10 protein-coding genes and 1 pseudogene are annotated in these 18,199 nt (G+C 43.0%); 6 read left to right on the top strand and 5 right to left on the bottom strand.

From position 1 onward, the window contains the following. Positions 1-71: 71 nt before the first annotated feature. The 5 genes from ACZ5PW_RS14960 to ACZ5PW_RS14940 all read right to left on the bottom strand — a co-directional run bounded on the left by ACZ5PW_RS14960 (position 72) and on the right by ACZ5PW_RS14940 (position 4,355). A complete protein-coding gene (locus tag ACZ5PW_RS14960; RefSeq protein ID WP_464555141.1) occupies positions 72-284 on the bottom strand; it encodes a hypothetical protein in 213 nt (70 codons plus the stop codon). A gap of 167 nt (positions 285-451) precedes the next feature. Continuing rightward, positions 452-685, bottom strand: coding sequence for a tyrosine-type recombinase/integrase (locus ACZ5PW_RS14955; RefSeq protein WP_464555140.1), 234 nt, complete (start codon positions 683-685; stop codon positions 452-454). Positions 686-722: 37 nt separating this feature from the next. Then, a complete protein-coding gene (locus ACZ5PW_RS14950) occupies positions 723-1,853 on the bottom strand; it encodes an AAA family ATPase (protein ID WP_464555138.1) in 1,131 nt (376 codons plus the stop codon). Positions 1,854-2,025: 172 nt separating this feature from the next. Next, complete coding sequence (locus ACZ5PW_RS14945; protein WP_464555136.1) at positions 2,026-3,165, bottom strand: HD domain-containing phosphohydrolase; 1,140 nt, start codon at positions 3,163-3,165, stop codon at positions 2,026-2,028. 8 nt (positions 3,166-3,173) lie between these two features. Further along, complete coding sequence (locus tag ACZ5PW_RS14940) at positions 3,174-4,355, bottom strand: HDOD domain-containing protein (RefSeq protein ID WP_464555134.1); 1,182 nt, start codon at positions 4,353-4,355, stop codon at positions 3,174-3,176. Between the two features lie 280 nt (positions 4,356-4,635). On the opposite strand from ACZ5PW_RS14940, the gene ACZ5PW_RS14935 reads away from it, so the two are divergent. The 6 genes and pseudogenes from ACZ5PW_RS14935 to ACZ5PW_RS14910 all read left to right on the top strand — a co-directional run bounded on the left by ACZ5PW_RS14935 (position 4,636) and on the right by ACZ5PW_RS14910 (position 17,962). After that, the gene (locus ACZ5PW_RS14935; RefSeq protein WP_464555132.1) at positions 4,636-7,107 is read left to right on the top strand and encodes a PAS domain S-box protein; all 2,472 of its coding nucleotides are present in this window, start codon (positions 4,636-4,638) and stop codon (positions 7,105-7,107) included. A 112-nt stretch (positions 7,108-7,219) separates the two neighbouring features. Further along, positions 7,220-10,780, top strand: coding sequence for a PAS domain S-box protein (locus ACZ5PW_RS14930; protein ID WP_464555129.1), 3,561 nt, complete (start codon positions 7,220-7,222; stop codon positions 10,778-10,780). A gap of 62 nt (positions 10,781-10,842) precedes the next feature. Continuing rightward, positions 10,843-11,145 (top strand): annotated as a pseudogene (locus ACZ5PW_RS14925) (response regulator); the annotation flags it as partial. A gap of 201 nt (positions 11,146-11,346) precedes the next feature. Then, entirely contained in the window at positions 11,347-12,921 is a 1,575-nt protein-coding gene (locus ACZ5PW_RS14920; protein ID WP_464560431.1) for a bifunctional diguanylate cyclase/phosphodiesterase, read from the top strand. A gap of 377 nt (positions 12,922-13,298) precedes the next feature. Beyond that, positions 13,299-15,818 carry a diguanylate cyclase gene (locus ACZ5PW_RS14915; RefSeq protein ID WP_464555128.1) on the top strand — a complete coding sequence of 840 codons (2,520 nt, stop codon included), beginning with the start codon at positions 13,299-13,301 and terminating at the stop codon, positions 15,816-15,818. A gap of 515 nt (positions 15,819-16,333) precedes the next feature. Beyond that, positions 16,334-17,962, top strand: a complete 1,629-nt coding sequence (locus tag ACZ5PW_RS14910) for a methyl-accepting chemotaxis protein (RefSeq protein ID WP_464555125.1) — start codon at positions 16,334-16,336, stop codon at positions 17,960-17,962. The last annotated feature ends 237 nt before the right edge of the window (positions 17,963-18,199 follow it).

The raw sequence follows: 18,199 nt of genomic DNA, 5'->3' as shown, positions 1-18,199 counted from the left end.
AATAGATCAATATGACGATAGCCAGGTATGTTTTCTGTATTATTTTGCCTGGAGTCTCCAGCATGACAGTCTCAGGAAATGTCCATCTTTTTTAGATTAGGAGGTTGGTCCTTTTTGGGAGAGTATTTGCCGCACCAGTCGTTCTTTTGTACTCTTGGCCAAACTCCCATGGCGTTTTCTGATGTTGTTGAAACTGTTGGAGGTGAGAACCTGCAAATTCCGTCTTCTTTGTAGTCCATTTGGCTTGGAAGGTAGTAACTACAGTTTTCGCATGCTTTATCCATTGAATTATCTCCTTAAAAAAGTATCATTATGGGTAAAGTTGTCTTCTTTTTATGATTATATATTTAACTTTATGACTTATGTAGTCTTAGGTCAATCGACATGCGAAAAAATTAAGGCTCAGTCCTGAACCCGTTCCTTGTTTTTGAAAATGATGTTTGAGCCCGTCTTAGTCCCTATGCCCGGCAACCTCACTGGTCGGTTGCACAGCGTTATCACGCAGGTGGGCATATCTTTGAACCATGGCGGGTGTTTTGTGGGTGGGAATCTTCTGCAGGGTGTACATATCTACCTTCCCGGAGCTGGCAAGGGTAGAGGCGAATACATGCCGGAGTCTACGCATGGGGCGGAAGTCGTTGGGCAGCCCCGCATTGGTGCGGATACGTTCAAAAGGTTCGCGCATATCCTTGACGTGTCCTTCACTCCTGCCGGGGGCCATATTAGAAAGCTTGTAGCAGCCATACACGGAACACAGGGTCTACTATTCGCCACTGGCCATCTTTTGTCTTTTCAATGATGTCCTGCTCACTGAGATGTTTCCGGGCCGACTGAACTCCACCAAGTGTAAGTTTGTGTGCTTGGAGAAAACTATTTGCAGTGAGGGACGCCTGTCCTTCCTCTGCGATTCCACGGAGCAATTTCAATTGCCCGGCACTGACTCCCTGGATAATGGCCTGATATCCGTACCGTTCGTTGCTGATAAGAGATTCGTATGCTTTCTGCACATTCCCGGATGAGCATTCTTTTTCACACAGTTCAAATGCTCTGTATGCTAAAGCCTGAAGATAATATGGATATTGTTCAATCTTTTGAACGATTTCCACGGCAACACTTCGCGGACACTGCTTACCTGCCTGCGCAAATTGGTTCACAATAAAATCCACACCCTCATTTTCCGGAAGTGCCTCCAGCTCCATCATTGTTGCGCTTTGATAAAAAGGCCTGCCCTTGTTGTTAAATATGTCCAGGAGAACACGGCGGCGACTTCCCAGAAAAAAATATGAGGCTTTATGTCTTTGAATGTGTTCACGAAGGAGAGCTTCAACTCGTGGTTCTTTTATGTCGACGATATCCTGAAATTCATCCAGAGCTATGCAAACCTGAAAATTCTCTTTTTCGAGAAATCTACCGACTTCTTCCAGAACGTTCTCAAGGGCGATCATGGGATCTGTTTGGCGAGTGGACATCTGAACCCCGACTGAAGGTAGTCCTGTAGCCGGGTCTATAGTGAAGCTGGTTTGTATTGAGGGAAAATGGCCGAGCCATCTTTTGCCCTTTTCCAAAAGAGACTCGTGTTCATGCAGTCCGCTTATGATGCCTTTTGCCAGTCTGTGAACAAGGTCTTCAACTGAAACAAGCCGCATAAATTGTGCATAAATTACACAAATACCTTCCTTGCGAAGTTGATGCTGTACCCGTGTGACAAGCGATGTTTTACCATAGCGTCTGGGGGCAAATAGCACTACATTCATACCATTTCTGGCATGGCTGGCCAATTCACTCAGTTCTGCGACGCGGTTGCAGAAAGGCTGATCCGGTTCAAGCGTGTCTGTATGGAAAGGATTTCTCATGACTATTGTTTTTAAATTATTGTAAGGCAATAGTCAATGTTATTGTAAGGCAATTATTCAAAGTTAATAGTCGGCGGATTGTGAAGATGAAGTGCGCATTTCAGTCATGATCACAGGCTGTCAGTTGAAACAGCCTATGTTCGCCTCACATATGGTCTCCACACTTAATACATTAATCAGTAACAAGAACCTTGATGGGCTCAGTAACCCCGACTTTATGGGCAAACATATGGATACGGTCAATCTTGCCCTTATCCAATTCAAGGCTTTTTCTTAAAAGCATAGCGCCTTTGTCTGAAAGAATATCTTCATATAGAATCATTCCGGGATGCAACTCCTTGAGAGTTAGCGACTTTACTTCATAACGGGCTTCAACTCCAAGCATACCTTCCAGATAGTATAACAGCTCAGGATCATATACCTGAGCTTGTTCTTCAAGTTTTCCAAATGCAATACGCTGATTTTCATAAAGATTGAGATAAAGGTCATAATCAAGCGCGATCCGTAAAATTCTTCCTCCAAGTGGAATATTTTCGCCTTCAATTCCATCTCTGGGAGTGCCGGATCCGTCAAACCCTTTTAATTGATAGGAGATCATCTCGGCGATACTCTGCATTCTGGGCAGCTTTGCAACCAGATCCTTGGCGACTACAGGATGCATAGCGAATAGTTCTGTCTGTTCTGCCGTAAGCTCTTTTCCCGCAATGTACGCTTCCATAGTTCCCGGAGGAAGTATTAAAAGTCCGAGCTGGGAAAGCATTGCGGCTATATCAAGCCGCCAGAGAGCCTTGATTTCCTTTTTTTGGGCCAGATATTTTACATACCTGCGGACTCTGCTGATACGTTCACCGGCTTGGGGGTTCACCAGCGAGGTTAATTCGGTCAGCAATTCAACACTGCCTTTCAGGGTCTGCTCCAGCAGAATCCTTTTACTCGTAATCAACTCATACTGTTTAGCGGCTTCACGAATATTTTGAAGCAGAGTCTCTTTCTCGCATGGCTTAGTCAGGAATCTGAATACATGTCCATCATTCACAGCCATAATGGCGTTATCCAGGTCGGCATACCCAGTAAGAATCATGCGGGTCGATTCCGGGCTGCGTGATTTCACTTCTTTGAGGAATTCTATTCCATTCATCTGGGGCATTCTAAAGTCAGAAATGACCACGGAAAAGGGTTTTCCGTTTTTTAAGTCCACAAGAGCTTTTTCAGGATCATTTGCAGTATGAACATCGTAGTAAGCACGTAACTGTCTTTTCAAAGAAGACAGAATGTTCGGCTCATCATCAACTAATAGAATTCGGTGTTTCATGGGGTATCCTATTCTCTCAGAAGATTAATCATTTCTCGGTCCAGCACATTAAATTCAACAATTCCGTCCCAATTTTCTGCAATATGTGCGATCCATTCTTCTAGTTTTTCGCCTCCGGGCCCATGGAGCATATTTTTATCTACCACAATTCTGTGATAGTCTTCATTAATAATTATGCATTGGTGATCAATCATATTAGCAATTGAGACCAGCATTGAAATGCTCATATCAAATTTATTATATGAATGATGGTGTCCTATTCCATAAACAATTTCACCTGACATTCCCCATAACCCCATAAGATAGGCACCAATCTGGGCATGAGTTGTTCTAAAAACACTGAATTCGGCTTCTCGAACAGGACATTTACTTTCGGACACTATTTTTAATACTTCATGATATCTGACGGGAAAAGAGTGCGCCAATACCAGTTTACCAACGTCGTGCAGTAAACCCGTCATACGAACCTGGATGACTGTTTCTCTGTCGAGCTGTTCGTATTGCGCTATAATCCTGGCTATATTTGAAACTCTGAAGCTATGCTCCCAAAGCATATTCAAAGAGAATCCCGGCATAGACTCGGAGTCGTATATTGAAAACAGATGAGTTCCGACTACTAAGGCACTGATTGTTTCAAGTCCGAGCAGGGTTATAGCCTGCAGAATGGATTCCACCTGCGAGGGAAGACCAAAATATGGAGAATTGATAAGTTTGATAATTTTGGCGACAAGACCGATATCCATAGATATCAGCTTTGCAATTTTATGTATTGATGGCTCTTGAGAATCCAGCTCTTCTTTGATTGATTTAAATACATGAGGCAGTACAGGCAGACTTTCCACCTCTGTGACAAGTTCCTGCATTACTGGATCATTCAAGATGCTGCGTGCCTTAAGGGCTCCTTCGATTTTATGGACCAACACTTCAGCATCACAAGGCTTGGATATATACTGATGAACAGACCGAAAACTCTGTATTACCTCTTCAAGTCCCACCTGGCCAGATAATGCTATACGGATTGTATTATGATATTCAGCTTTTATCCGGTTCAGCAGTTCAGGTCCGTCCATCTCAGGCATTCTAATATCGGAAACAATCACGTCAAAAGGTTCCTCGGAAAACAAATCAAGAGCTTCTGCGCCTGATTGTGCAAAAGCGAGGTCCCATTCATTCCTCTTGTAACGAAGCATGCGCCTGATTGCTCCAAGCACGTTGGGCTCATCGTCTACAAATATGATCCGTATTTTTTTGTGCATCTTCCCTGATTTCCATCCGCGCTTGTTTTGATTAAATCTGAGCAATAAATGTCATTGTTTTATTTTGTGTTTAAATTCTTGTCCGTACAGCTGTCAACAAAGTCATTGGACGTTTCATAAAAAAAAAGTAGCATGATATAGTTTATTTTATCATATGAGTCCCTTATTATGAAAGTACCTTCTTTTTACATATAAACTCGAGGGTGGGAGAAGTATGCATATACGAAACATGATTACTGCTAATTCTGTTATACTGGCGATCCTTATAGTTTGTTCCGTTTTAGTGATGACCGTCAATTTTGTACTGGGAGTTATATGCTTATTTTCAGTGTTTGCAGGAGCATATTTCGCCCGGAAATGCTGTCATCTTTTCTGCAGACCTACCAATCAAAAAGAATCCGAATATCAGTATCTGGTAGAAAATGTCAGCTCATTGATTCTCAAAATTGACAACAAAGGGGTTATTTCTTTCGCGAACAGTTTTGCAGTCGATTTTTTTGAGCTGGACCATGACAGTTTGGTTGGAATGCCTCTTTTGATGATTCTGTCGGGAGATACATATACTGAGCAGGCTAAGTGTAATGAGGTCATTGATTATTTGGGAAAAGGAGTTGGTCCTCATGAACGCCCCTACACAAAGAAGAATGGTGATATTCTCTGGATTGCATGGCGGACAACGGTTTCCGTTAATTCCAATGGAAAGTGTGAGGAGCTTCTCTGTGTGGGAAACGATATAACCTCGAAGTATAAAGCTCTTGAAAAATTGAAGAACAGCGAGGCTCGCTATAAAAGTATTTTTGAAAATGCACCGCTGGGAATTGTTTACTTCAATAAAGCAGGGCAAATTTTCGACTGTAATGATAATTTGGGTAACATTCTCGGTTCAAGTAAAGATCAATTAATCGGGATTAGCAAAGAGAACATAACTGACAGCCAAATGCGTGGAGCAATCGAAACTGCAATGATGGGACAGAATTCTATTTTTGAAGATAGTTATACCTCCATAACAAGCGGCAGGGAACTATTTCTGAGGGCTATCTTCAGTCCGGTTATATCCATGTCTCCTCCTTTCGATGTAATAGGTACTCTTGAAGATATAACTCCGCGCAAAACTGTTGAGCGCCAACTGGCTAAAAGTGAGCAGAGATTACAAGGGATATCAAAAGCTTCTCCTGTTGGTATCATTATAACCGATAGTTACGGCAAAGTTCAGTACGCGAATATTCAGGCAGTACACATGTGTAACCTGACTCTCGAACAAATGAAAAAACATGGTTGGACTCATTCACTGGGCCTGAAAGATAAGCTGATTATATTTCAGAAATGGTTCAATTCTGACCTAAATGAAAAAGACAATATTGAATTCAGAGTTAAGAAAGACGATGAAAATTACCTCTGGCTGCTGGGACAGATTGTCGAGCTGGATAATGCAGATGAAGAAGCGTCCGGTTATGTGATATCACTGACGGACATAAGCGCTCTTAAAGCCGCTGAATTTGAGCACAAACGTCTTACGGCCGTGATTGATCAGGTTGCGGAATCAATCATGATAACAAATACTTCCGGAGTTATAATCTATGTTAATCCCGCGTTTGAACAAATCAATGGGTATTCTGCAAAGGAAGCAATAGGAAACACTCCCGGCTTCTTGGAAAGTGGGGAACATGATGATTCCTTTTATTCAGAAATATGGGCGTCCATAAATCGAGGAAGCATATGGAAGGGTAGAATCGTAAACAAAAGTAAAGAGGGTAAAAGGTGTACTCAGGAAACAACAATAGCTCCTGTACGTGATGAGAGTGGTAAGATAGTGAACTTTGTCTCCGTTGCAAGGGATATCAGTCAGCAACTGATAATTGAAGCTCAACTGCGCCAGGCCCAGAAATTGGAATCAATAGGTGAACTGGCTGCGGGAATTGCTCACGAGATAAACACCCCTACGCAATATGTAACAACCAATGTCAAGTTTCTGGAGGACAATTTCCCGGAAATACTTGAAAACCTCGATAAGCTAAATACGATCAGAAATATGGGTGCAGAAAATTGCTCATGGGAGAAAGTTGAACCTGTTGTTGCTGATATGATGGATGAAGAAAACCTCATATTCCTTAACGAAGACATCCCCGATGCTATAAAAGAATCCACTGAGGGATTAAGAAGAATCGCTGAGATAGTGAAGTCGGTCAAGCAGTTGGCCCATCCGGGAGAAATGCAGAAGAGTTATCATGACTTAAACGGAATCATATATGATGCTGTTACTGTTTCAACAAATGAATGGAAATATGTAGCAGAGGTAGAAATGGAGTTAGATGATAAATTGCCCCCACTGTATTGTCTAAAAGGAGAAATGGGGCAGGTCATTCTGAATCTGATTGTTAACAGTGCTCACGCAATAGAACAAAGCAGCTGCAAAGATTCATCCATCAAAGGAAAAATTCTGGTGAAAAGTTATATTGAGGGGGACGCGATCATAATTAAGATAAAAGATACAGGATGCGGGATGCCGGAGCATGTGAAGCAAAAGGCCTTTGATCCTTTTTTTACAACCAAAAAAATCGGAAAAGGTACAGGTCAAGGCTTGGCTATTGCCTATAATGTTATTGTGAATATCCATAATGGCAGCATTGTGCTAGACTCCGAGGAAGGAGTGGGAACAACTGTAACTATGACCTTACCCCTTGTATGATATTTGAATTAGGCTGCGGGGAGTCCCGAGATAATAATCAGAGGGTTGGAAAATGTCTGAAAGGGGCAAAGATGCGCTAACCGGTTTTGCTAAACATAGTGGGGATGCTGTGGTGAATTCTAATGATTTGCATGGAGCTAATACAACTATCTCCAGTATATTTGCTATATTGGATAAGCAATACAGAATTATATACGCAAGTGACGATTTTTATGCGAAGGTAGGCAGAGCTCCGGATATTCTCAAAAGTAAAATTTTTCTGATTCCTCCTCCTTTTCAGGAAAAAGATGAGGATGATTACAAGGTATCTTTGGAAAAATCGTTGAAAAAGGTTGCGACTAAATTGGTCCCAGACATGATGCAACTCAGGAAAAATGTGACTCCCTGTCAACCTGAGAGTGAGGATGAAACCAAAGAGCAGTATATCAGCTATTCCAATTACCCTGTCCTGACTGAAAATGGAGAACTGTCCTGTCTGGTCTTTAAGGCTGAAGATGTTACAGCGTATGTTCAGGCCGGGAAAAAACTCACTGGCAGCAACTCAAAATCCCCGAATAGTCCCTCTTGCAATGTAAAAGAAGAAAATTATTCTCCTCTTGTCTTACTTTTCAGCAGCAATCCGGAAATAGAAAGAATAATTTTTTCAGCCCTTGTAGACAACTATAGAATTTTTCAACCCACCAGTTGTGAACATGCTTTACGTAGCTTGCACAAATTGGACCCTGCACTGATTATAATTAATTACAACTGTTCTTATGAAAGAGAATCACTCATTGATTCGCTTCGGACAGAAAAAAAGTTAGCCAATGTTCCCGTGCTTGTAATTGAAAGCGACACGGTAGAAATTAATGAGATAATCAGCAGAGACAGTATGACAGAACTGATCTGTAAACCTGTGTCTGCTGAGCAGGTGCGGACTCAGGTCGATAATGCGATAGCAAAAAACCATCGTCTGCAAATTGAACAATCCCGCCTGGCGGCAATAGTCGAATCTTCAGATGACGCGATCCTGGGAGCCACTCTTGATGGAACAATTACAGACTGGAATGCCGGAGCGGAAAGAATTTTCGGATATACCCATGACGAAATAGTCGGCAAGTCTGTACAGATTCTGGTTCCGCCTGAGATATCTAAGGACAAAGGGAAAATTTTGAATCGTATCGCTCAGGGAGAGCATATTCAGCAGTATGAAACTATCCGCATGAGTAAAGAAGGTAAGCGGATCAATGTTTCGACCAGCATTTCACCTATAAGAAATCATAAGGGACACATAATCGGGGCTTCAGCCATTACCCGAGACATCACCCGGCGGAAGAAAATCGAGCAGGAGATGAAATCGCAGGCTTTCCTCCTTGAAGAAATGGGACAGCTGGCAAAAGTCGGCGGCTGGGAGTTCGACCCCGTAACCGGCAACGGCGCATGGACTCGCGAGGTTGCCAGAATCCACGAGATTGACCCTGATACCCCTGCAACAGCAGAGTTGGGGATCTCTTTTTTTCATGAAGAAAACAGAGAGAAAATTGACGCGGCACTGAAGGAGGCAATGGAAAACGGAACTCCATATGATCTAGAATTGGAAATGGTCACCGCGACTGGGCAAAAAAAATGGATCAGGACCATCTGCAAACCCCGGGTCGAGGAAGGAAAAGTTGTCTCCATTCGGGGAGCGTTCCAGGACATCACTGATATAAAACAGGCTGAATTGAGAATCCGGAGCAGTGAAAAAAAACTTTATAATATTCTGGAAGCTATTTCTGACTCTTTGGTAGTTGTTAATGAAGAAGCCCGGATTTTAATGGTTAATTCTGCGACAGTTGAAATGTTCGGATACTCAAGGGAGTTCCTTGTAGGAGAGGATGTAAATGTACTGGTCCCGGAGCCTTACAAAAAAGATCATGCAGACAAATGTAAGGCCTATTTTAAATCACCAGGGCTTCATTCACCATTATGGAATAAGAATATAAGTATTCAGTCCAAAGACGGAAAAGAAATTCCGGTAGATATTGCGTTATCCCTGACCTCAATAGAAGGCCGTCCACATGCGGTTGCCTCTATCCGGGACATAAGCAGGAGAAGAAAGGCAGAGGATGCTCTCAAAGTCTCCGAAACAAAATTCAGAGTAATAACCGAAAACCTTAAAGAACTTATCTATAGGGCTGATTGTGAAACTTTAGCTGTCAATTATGTGAACAAAGCGGTTGAAGATATATATGGATATACTCCGGAAGAAAGGCTCAAACAACCAAGAATCTGGGAAGAAACGATACACCCGGATGACAAAGATCAGGTTCTTGATTCCTTTTTTAAGGCTGCAAAAGAAGTTAAAGATGCAAAGTTAGAGTACAGAATCCAGGATCGAAACGGCAATACTCACTGGGTATACGACAGTATGACCTGGGAAAAAGATGAATCCGGTAATCCCGTTGCCATACTGGGAGCTATGACGGACATTACTGAACAAAAACAAGCCGCTATATATATTGAGGAGCAGGAGAAATTTCTTAGGGATGTGTTGCATGGCATTAAAGCGGCAATTTTGATTATAGATTTTCAAAAGAAATCTGTTGCTGATGTAAACGATGAATTCTTAAGAATTGTCGGCAGGAAGAAAGAGCAGGTGGTTGGTCAATCCTGCGCCAAGGTTCTGCAGTGTAATTCAAACTGCCCAAAGTGTGGCGTAGATGAAGAAATAGTCCAAAACTACGTCTTTAGAGAGCGCAGCAGTATTAGAAATTGTGAGGGGAAACGAATCCCGCTGGAAGAAAGTTTTATCCCGGTAACAGTCCGTGGTCAAAAACAGGTTGTAGCTGTCTTGTTCGATGTAACTGAACAGGAAGACCTTGAACACCAACTGGCGTATGCGCAAAAACTGGAATCAATAGGGCAGCTCGCAGCGGGACTTGCCCATGAAATAAATACTCCAGTGCAATATGTTGCAGGCAATCTTGCTTACCTTCAAGAATCTTTTGCCAAGGTGATGAAACTTCTGTTTTTCTGTGATGATTTCTTCAGAAATATGGAGCTGGATATTGACCCGTCCATCCTAACGGAATGGGAAAAATCCAAAACCGATAATGATCTTGAATTTCTTCATACAGACGTTCCTGAAGCCTTCAAGGAAACATTGTTCGGAGTAGATCAGGTCAGTTCAATTGTTAAAGCGATGAGGAAATTTTCACATCCCGGCTCAGAGACAGAACAGACCATCAAGCTTGAAGAAACAATTGAAAATATAATCACGGTTTCACGTAATGAATGGAAATACTGTTCCGAGATTAAAACGGATTTTGAACCGGAGCTTACAACAATTTCATGCATGCCCGGAAGTTTTAATCAGGCCATATTGAATGTGCTGGTCAACGCGGCACACGCAAACGCAGATGCAGCTGTAAAAGGACAGAAAAAGAGTTTGACAATTAAGACGCACAAGAAAGGAAAATTTGCTGAAATCAGTATCAGTGACTCAGGGAAAGGAATTCCTGCCAACATACAGCACAGAATTTTCGATCCGTTTTTTACAACTAAAGAAGTGGGTAAAGGAACCGGCCAGGGATTGGGGATTGTACATTCTATAATGCAAAAGCATGGTGGAAATGTCAGTTTCAAGACCGTTGCTGGAGAAGGGACCACTTTCACTTTACGCTTTCCGATTGAGTCAGAACCGGAAGATTAATGGGTACAAATGAGTTTAAATGCCGGCTGATTTCCAAGGTTCAAAATTTGTAGGGGAATACTATGGACGACTCTTCCGTGAATATTAGCACCGTTTTGTTTGTAGATGACGAAAAAAGGATTTTAAGTACCCTTAAACGGCTTCTTATGGGCGAACCATTCAAAGTGCTGACTGCCGATTCCGCTGCTGCAGCCTTGAAAACACTCGAATCCACACCGGTGGATATTATAGTCAGCGATGAAAGAATGCCCGGCATGCGCGGGAGCGACCTGCTTACAGAGGTTAAGCGTCTTTATCCTGATATATGCAGAATAATGCTGACGGGGCATGCAAGTCTGGAGGCCAGCATAAGCGCAATAAATTCAGGCCGGATTTTTAGATTCCTGCTTAAGCCCGTAACAAAAGCAGATCTACTGGAAGCCCTGCATCAAGGGCTTGATGAACGTTTTCAATACAACAGATTGTTAAGTCTGTCTCAACAGGCAGGTAGTGTCTGCAGCTTCGAAATCAAAATTGACCATAAAGGGCGGCAGATATTTACCCGCTGGTCGGAGAACGCCCGGGACATGCTTGTTCTGGATAAGGATCGGCCATTGGATAATCTGGATATCCTCTTCGAGAAAGTTCATCCTGATGATGTTTCAACCGCGCGCAGAGGCAGCCTGTTCTGCATGGATAACAATCAATGCCCCTCCACGGAATTCCGCATAATACTGCCTGACGGACAATACAGGTGGATACTTCAGACAAGTGACATTGTTATGGATGTAAACGGCAATACTCTGCGTTTGCTTTCTGTCTTAACTGACATAACCGAACGAAAAAAACAGCAGGAGCAACTTGAATACCAGGCTTACCATGATGAGCTTACAGGGCTTGGTAATAGAGCACACCTGCTTAAATACCTAACTGAAATACTGAACAATACATCTGACACCAAGCGACAGATTGCCTTGCTTTTTATTGATTTAGATAATTTTAAATTGGTTAACGATAGTCTTGGTCACTCTTTTGGAGATTTGTTGCTCCAAAATTTTGCAAATCGTCTGATCTCCTTAATGCCTTTAGACACAGAAACTGTGCGTTTGGGAGGCGATGAATTTGCAATCATTTTTCGGGGATCAGAAACAGAGGCTGTCGCTCTATCCGAAAAGATTCAGCAAGCAATGGAACTGCCTTTCAAAATAGGCAAGATTGAAATTTATGTATCCAACTCAATAGGCATTGCATTTAATCAAGATCCAAATGACTCAGCCCTTAAAATGCTTCGAGATGCCGATACCGCAATGTATGAAGCCAAAGCACAGGGGAAAAATTCTGTCCGTATCTTTGATGAAAAAATGCATGATAAGGCTGCCCGGTATTTCAAATTGACAGGAGATATACGTAAGGGGATAGCTAATAACGAATTTTATCTGCTTTTTCAGCCGATAGTGGATATGAGTTCCCTGCGGGTAAAGGGATATGAAGCCTTGTTGCGCTGGCAGCATCCTGATGAAGGATTGATAATGCCGGAGATATTTATTCCGGTTGCGGAAGAAAGTGGATTGATTCTTCCTCTTGGGGATAAAGTAATAGAAATGGCCTGTAGACAAGCCAAGGAGTGGGCTGCCCGCGATTCTTCAATCCCGCTTTTCATCAGTTTCAATGTCTCGGTACACCAATTAAGGCAGACCGATTTTGCGGCACGTGTAACAGATACAATTAAAGCTTATGATCTTGATCCATTTTTGCTGAAAGTGGAAATTACGGAAAGTGGAGTAATGGAAGACGCAGAAGCATCTCTGCGTTTATTGCATAGTCTGAAAAAGGAGAACCTACATCTCCAGATTGATGACTTTGGGACAGGGTACTCATCCCTGAGTTATCTACGGAAAATACCGGCTGATAATTTGAAGATTGACCGCTCATTTGTTGATGGAATGGAAAATGATGACGATAAAATGGCTATAGTCAAAACAATTATAACTCTTGCAGATTCACTGGGCATGAACGTTGTTGCTGAAGGTATAGAGACTGTTGAGCAGTTGATTCGGCTACGGGAACTGGGGTGTAAATATGGTCAGGGTTTCCTTTTTGATAAGCCAATGAGCAAGGAAGAGGCTTTAATTAAGAATAGTTATTATGATATTTTAAAATAAACTATATGCAGCACTGTGCTTCATGCTGGCTACGGCATTTTAAAATAAAGCCTTTTTACTTTGTGTGGCAATTTTTCTTAGATTATAAAGTGTAATGATATCTGTTAAAACAAATTAAAATTATAATTAAATTCTTAAAAGTCGATAAAGTCATAGCGCTGTGTTTTTTACTGCCAGCATTTGATTGTTTTTTAAATATATGAGTAAATGAGTTTAAATAATTCAAAAAACTCATCACTTCTTAGGTACTGGATTGCCGGAAAACAGAAAAAGCCCTCGGGCTCTAATGCTGGCAATAAAAGACTATTGATTACGAAAGAAGTCGAAGATTCTTAAGCAGAATGCCCAAAGTCCAGGGCAGTTTAATGGAGTGTCTGTTGATTAAAAAAGTGCTGCCCCGAATCGCAATCATTTTCATTTTTATTCTGGCTTTGGATATTTTTCTGATAGGCCAGCTTTCAAGGGAAGAGTTGAGTGACAGCAGGGTGGACGTTTCCCTGCGACTCGCCGCTCTCAGGGCACGTCTGGAAAAGGAAGTCACAAAGAACCTGCTCCTTGTTGAAGGGACTGCCAATTATATTGCAGTTTCTCCTGATATGTCTCAGGAGCGATTTGCCCGGTACGCCAGGGAGGTGCTGTCTGGAGACAACCTCCTTAAGAATCTCGGTGCTGCTCCTGATTTCGTGATGCGCTTTGTATATCCGATTGAAGGAAACGAGGCGATTATCGGTATTAACTACAGAGAGTTGCCGAAGCAGTGGGGTCAGGTCCTGAAGGCTAGGGAATCCAATGAAATGGTTATTGCGGGGCCCTTGAAGCTGCTACAGGGCGGTACAGGGCTGATCGGTCGCGCTCCAGTTTTTGTGCAAAATGACACAGAGTCAGAATTCTGGGGTATTGTCTCTTCGGTTATTGATATTGAAAAGCTTTTTGAAGTTGTGGGGATAGGCGATTTCGATCTGGATATCGCAATTCGCGGAGTTGATGGTCTGGGTAAGGAAGGAGGTGTCTTTTACGGCGATCCGCAGCTTTTCACAACTGAAGGCGTGGTGCGTATGCCAGTCACATTACCGTCTGGAAACTGGATTATTGCCGCCATGCCACATGGCGGATGGACAAGCTCTCCTCCCATGGTATTTGTCGTCCACTCCCTTTTGGGGCTGCTTTTGGCTGCATCCTGTTTTGGCGTGTACCGTTCGGTAAAGCGGGATTCAGCAATTCAGGAAGTTCAGAAAAATTTGAATCATGCCCAATCCATAGCCCACCTCGGCAGTTGGCAGCTTAACCACTTAAGCGGAGAAGTATGGTGGTCGGATGAGACCTACCGTATTTTTGGTGTAGATAAGGAAGAGTTCATTCCTTCGCTTGATAATTTTCTCAAGATGGTTCACCCGGAAGACAGGCAAGAGGTTCTTGATCTGTTTCATACGTCTACTGAAACATGTTCCGGTTATGACGTGGATCATCGGATAATACGCCCTGACGGTGAAGTCCGCCATGTTCAAGAACGGGGTGAGACCGTTTGCCTTCTCGGCAGGAAAACACCGACACTTGCTATGGGAACCGTTCTTGATGTTACGGAACGTGTATTGGCTGAAGAGGAGCTACGGTCCAGTGAAGAGAAAATGAGGGCTATGTCCGAAGCCTCTAGTGATGCGGTCATTGTTGTAGACGTTGACGACATCATTTCGTTCTGGAATTCCGCAGCCGAAGAAATGTTTGGCTGGAAAGCGGAAGAGGTAATCGGCCAAAAACTCCATCCTTTGATTACCCCGGAAGAGTACCATGAAAAAATAATTCGCGGCATGAAAGAATTTGCCCAAACCGGGCAGGGGGAGGTCCTTGGGCAGGTTAAGGAAATGCCTGCGATCCGAAGAAATGGCGAAGTATTTGTTGTGGAAAGGTCTGTCACTTCTTTCAAGCTTGGCGACGCCTATCTGGCAGTGGGGAACTTACGTGACATTACAGAACGTAAACGTCTTGAGCAGGAGCTTCGAAACTATGCCAACCGTCTGACCCTTGCCTCAAAAGCAGGTGGAATCGGTGTTTGGGAATGGAATTTAAAGACCAATGTGCTGACATGGGATGACCAGATGTTCAGGATTTACAATCTGGAATCCGGTAGCTTTGACGGTATTTATGAGGCCTGGCAGAGCCGGGTGCATCCTGAGGATCTGCAGGAGGTAGAAAAGTCCCTGAAGAAGGCGATGGATTTTACCGGTTTTTGGGAGTCGGAATTTCGTGCGATATTGCCGGGCGGAGCGGTGCGTTACATCAAGGCTGCGGCACTTATTGAGAAAGATGAGAATGACAACGATGAATTTTTAATTGGAGTGAACTGGGACGTCACCGAGTCCAGAGAGAAAGAAAAGCAGTTACAGCTTATGGCCACTACGGATGATATGACAAAGCTCCACAACCGTCGCTACTTCATTGAACTGGCCAAACGCGAAATAGACCGGAGTATACGTTACACCAGACCGTTCTCGCTTATCATGTTCGATGCGGACAAGTTCAAAGTGGTTAATGACACCTACGGTCACGATGTAGGAGATATGGTGCTTAAGGCCATAGCGTCCACCTCCGGCAATGTTTTGCGTGATGTTGATATTCTTGGACGGCTCGGCGGAGAGGAATTCGCGGTCGGGCTTCCCGAAACCGACCTTGATGGTGCCATGGCTGTGGCGGAGCGGTTGCGTGTGGCCTTAGATGAAGCATTTGTTGAGCTTGCCAGCGGGGAACGAGTTGATTTCACAGTCAGTCTCGGGGTTGCCGTGCTCGATGATTCCAGTGCTGACGTGGATATCCTGCTCAAGCATGCGGATCTGGCGCTTTATGCCGCCAAAGAGAATGGCCGTAACCGCGTGGAGGGGTATTCCGAAACGATGGGGGCATAGCCATCATCATATGGGATTCGGGTTAATCTTCTACTAATCCGCAGGACAGTGGATTTGGACATTGGTTCTTCAACAACTCCCCGAAGGGGTGAGCCCTAGGACAGGGCGAATCAATCCTGCCGGGGTCACCATCTAGTACAAAAGTAGTACAATATTAAAGGGTTAACTTATTTTCTGGGTTAACCCTTTTTGTTTTTGGGGGAGTGTTAGCCAGAAGTGTGACACTTAATGCCAATGCTATTAGATTTTATTTTATGATTTTAATTTCGTCTGAGGTGGTGAGCTTGGTTTACCTAAGATCTCGGTGGAGTGGTAAACCAAGCAATAGATCCCGTAGCGGAGTACGAGATCTATTGCTGAACTTGATGAGTAGTGTAGAGCTAAGTTTAAAGAAAATTATATTGTCTTTTTTAGCGCATATTTGTTATGATTAATGTGTTATTCTGTAAATACAGGCAAAAATAAGTAAAATAGTTTAGAGGTTTATCACATATAATTGAATGTGGTAGGCTTTAATGGCTAATTCAGAATGTAAGTGTGTGGGTTTTGTCTGTTGTGATAAACGTTTTTATGAATGTGAGGTGGCGGTAATGAGATCTTCTGGTAAACTGAGCTTAAAAATCAAATTTTTGGTTTTAACTATTGTAACTATATTTCTTTTTGTAGGACTTGGTTTACTAGGTCATTTAGGTGATAAAAATATAATTTGGCCTGTTGTTCTCGGTGCAAGTGTTATTTCTCTGTTTTTTTATTTTTTGCAGATTAAGATGCTGATTAGTCCGTTGGCTGAAATTGAAGAGGTTGTTAATCTCGTAAAGCAGGGGGATTTGGAAGCCCGTCTTGATGTTGATTCTAGTGATGGGATTGGTGGTCTGGGTGCTAATTTGAACCTTGCTTTGGATAAGGTAATGGACAAAATTTATTGGTACGAAAGTATGCTTGATGCAATCCCGTGGGCTATTTCGGTTACTGACATGGATATGAATTGGACATTTATAAATAAAGCAGCAGAAGATATAACTTCTGCTACTCGAGAAGAGGTTCTTGGTAAGCAATGCAGTAACTGGGGAGCAGATATTTGCAAGACAGAACGATGCGGAGTTGAATGCTTGAGACGAGGAGAGGATGTATCCTTTTTTACTCAACCTGGGCTTAATATGGATTTTCAAGTTAATACCGCATATTTGACTGATAAAGAAGGAAATAACGTAGGTCATATTGAGATTGTTCAGGATATTACTGAAGCAAACGAGATGAAACGTAAAGCAGAACGGGCATTGAAGGATGGTATGCTCATGGCTGCGGATAAATTAGGGAGTATTGTCGAAAATATTACTTCTGCCTCTGAAGAACTTTCCAGCCAAGTTGAAGGAGCTAGTCAGGGGGCAGATACTCAGCGAGAACTTGCGGCTGAGACTGCAACAGCAATGGAAGAAATGAATACTACTGTTCTTGAGGTCGCTCGTAATGCCGGTGATGCCGCATCCAATGCTGATACCACACGTTCCAATGCGGAAGAAGGTGCTGAAGTAGTTGATAATGTGGTTAAATCTATTGCAGAAATTAGTAAACGAGTGGAAGGGATGCAGCAGAATGTTAATGAGTTAGGAGAACAGGCTCAAGGCATTGGTCAAATCATGAACGTGATTACGGATATTGCAGATCAAACTAATTTACTCGCTTTGAATGCTGCTATTGAAGCTGCTAGAGCTGGAGAAGCCGGCCGCGGGTTTGCTGTTGTCGCTGATGAAGTTCGTAAGTTGGCAGAGAAAACTATGCAGGCTACTACTGAGGTCGGGCAATCCGTCTCAGCAATTCAAGGTGGGACTAAGAGTAGTATAGAAAATATGGAGATGGTTGTAGATGTTGTTAATAAGAGTACTGACCTTGCTCAAAAGTCAGGAGTCGCTCTTGAAGGAATACTAAGACTTGCTGAAGGCACCTCAGATCAGGTGAGTGCAATTGCTACCGCTTCTGAAGAGCAGGCTGCCACTGCTGAAGAAATAGCAAGGCACACTGGACAAATAAATCAGATTTCCTCTGAGACAAGTGCTACAATGAGCGAGGCAACAGAGGCAATAACAGATTTGGCAAAGCAAGCGGGTGAGCTACAGAGATTGATAGAAGAATTGCGCAACGCTTAGTTCTTGTAGCTTATTTTATTATGAAGCTTCATCCTGAGATTCTTCACCAACGCCCCGAGGGGTGAGCCCTAGGACAGGGCGAATCAATCCTGCCGGGGTCACCATCTAGTACAAAAGTAGTACAATATTAAAGGTTTAACTCATTTTCTGGGTTAGCCCTTTTTTGCGTTTATTTGCGTTTTTTTTGGTGTGCTGCCAAGCTTTGGTGCCAACCAGGGTGGATGAGTAGTGTTGTGA

The sequence above is a fragment of the Maridesulfovibrio salinus genome (assembly GCF_055394525.1).
The sequence above is the reverse complement of the archived record's forward strand: the minus strand, read 5'-3'. Positions and strand labels throughout refer to the sequence as shown.

What these genes read in the sequence shown, in the direction of transcription:
- ACZ5PW_RS14920 (WP_464560431.1), top strand. Translation starts at nt 11,347, where the DNA reads ATGCTTGTTCTGGATAAGGATCGGCCATTGGATAATCTGGATATCCTC.
- ACZ5PW_RS14955 (WP_464555140.1), bottom strand. Translation starts at nt 685, where the DNA reads ATGCGCGAACCTTTTGAACGTATCCGCACCAATGCGGGGCTGCCCAAC.
- ACZ5PW_RS14910 (WP_464555125.1), top strand. Translation starts at nt 16,334, where the DNA reads ATGGCTAATTCAGAATGTAAGTGTGTGGGTTTTGTCTGTTGTGATAAA.
- ACZ5PW_RS14945 (WP_464555136.1), bottom strand. Translation starts at nt 3,165, where the DNA reads ATGAAACACCGAATTCTATTAGTTGATGATGAGCCGAACATTCTGTCT.
- ACZ5PW_RS14960 (WP_464555141.1), bottom strand. Translation starts at nt 284, where the DNA reads ATGGATAAAGCATGCGAAAACTGTAGTTACTACCTTCCAAGCCAAATG.
- ACZ5PW_RS14950 (WP_464555138.1), bottom strand. Translation starts at nt 1,853, where the DNA reads ATGAGAAATCCTTTCCATACAGACACGCTTGAACCGGATCAGCCTTTC.
- ACZ5PW_RS14935 (WP_464555132.1), top strand. Translation starts at nt 4,636, where the DNA reads ATGCATATACGAAACATGATTACTGCTAATTCTGTTATACTGGCGATC.
- ACZ5PW_RS14940 (WP_464555134.1), bottom strand. Translation starts at nt 4,355, where the DNA reads ATGCTTCGTTACAAGAGGAATGAATGGGACCTCGCTTTTGCACAATCA.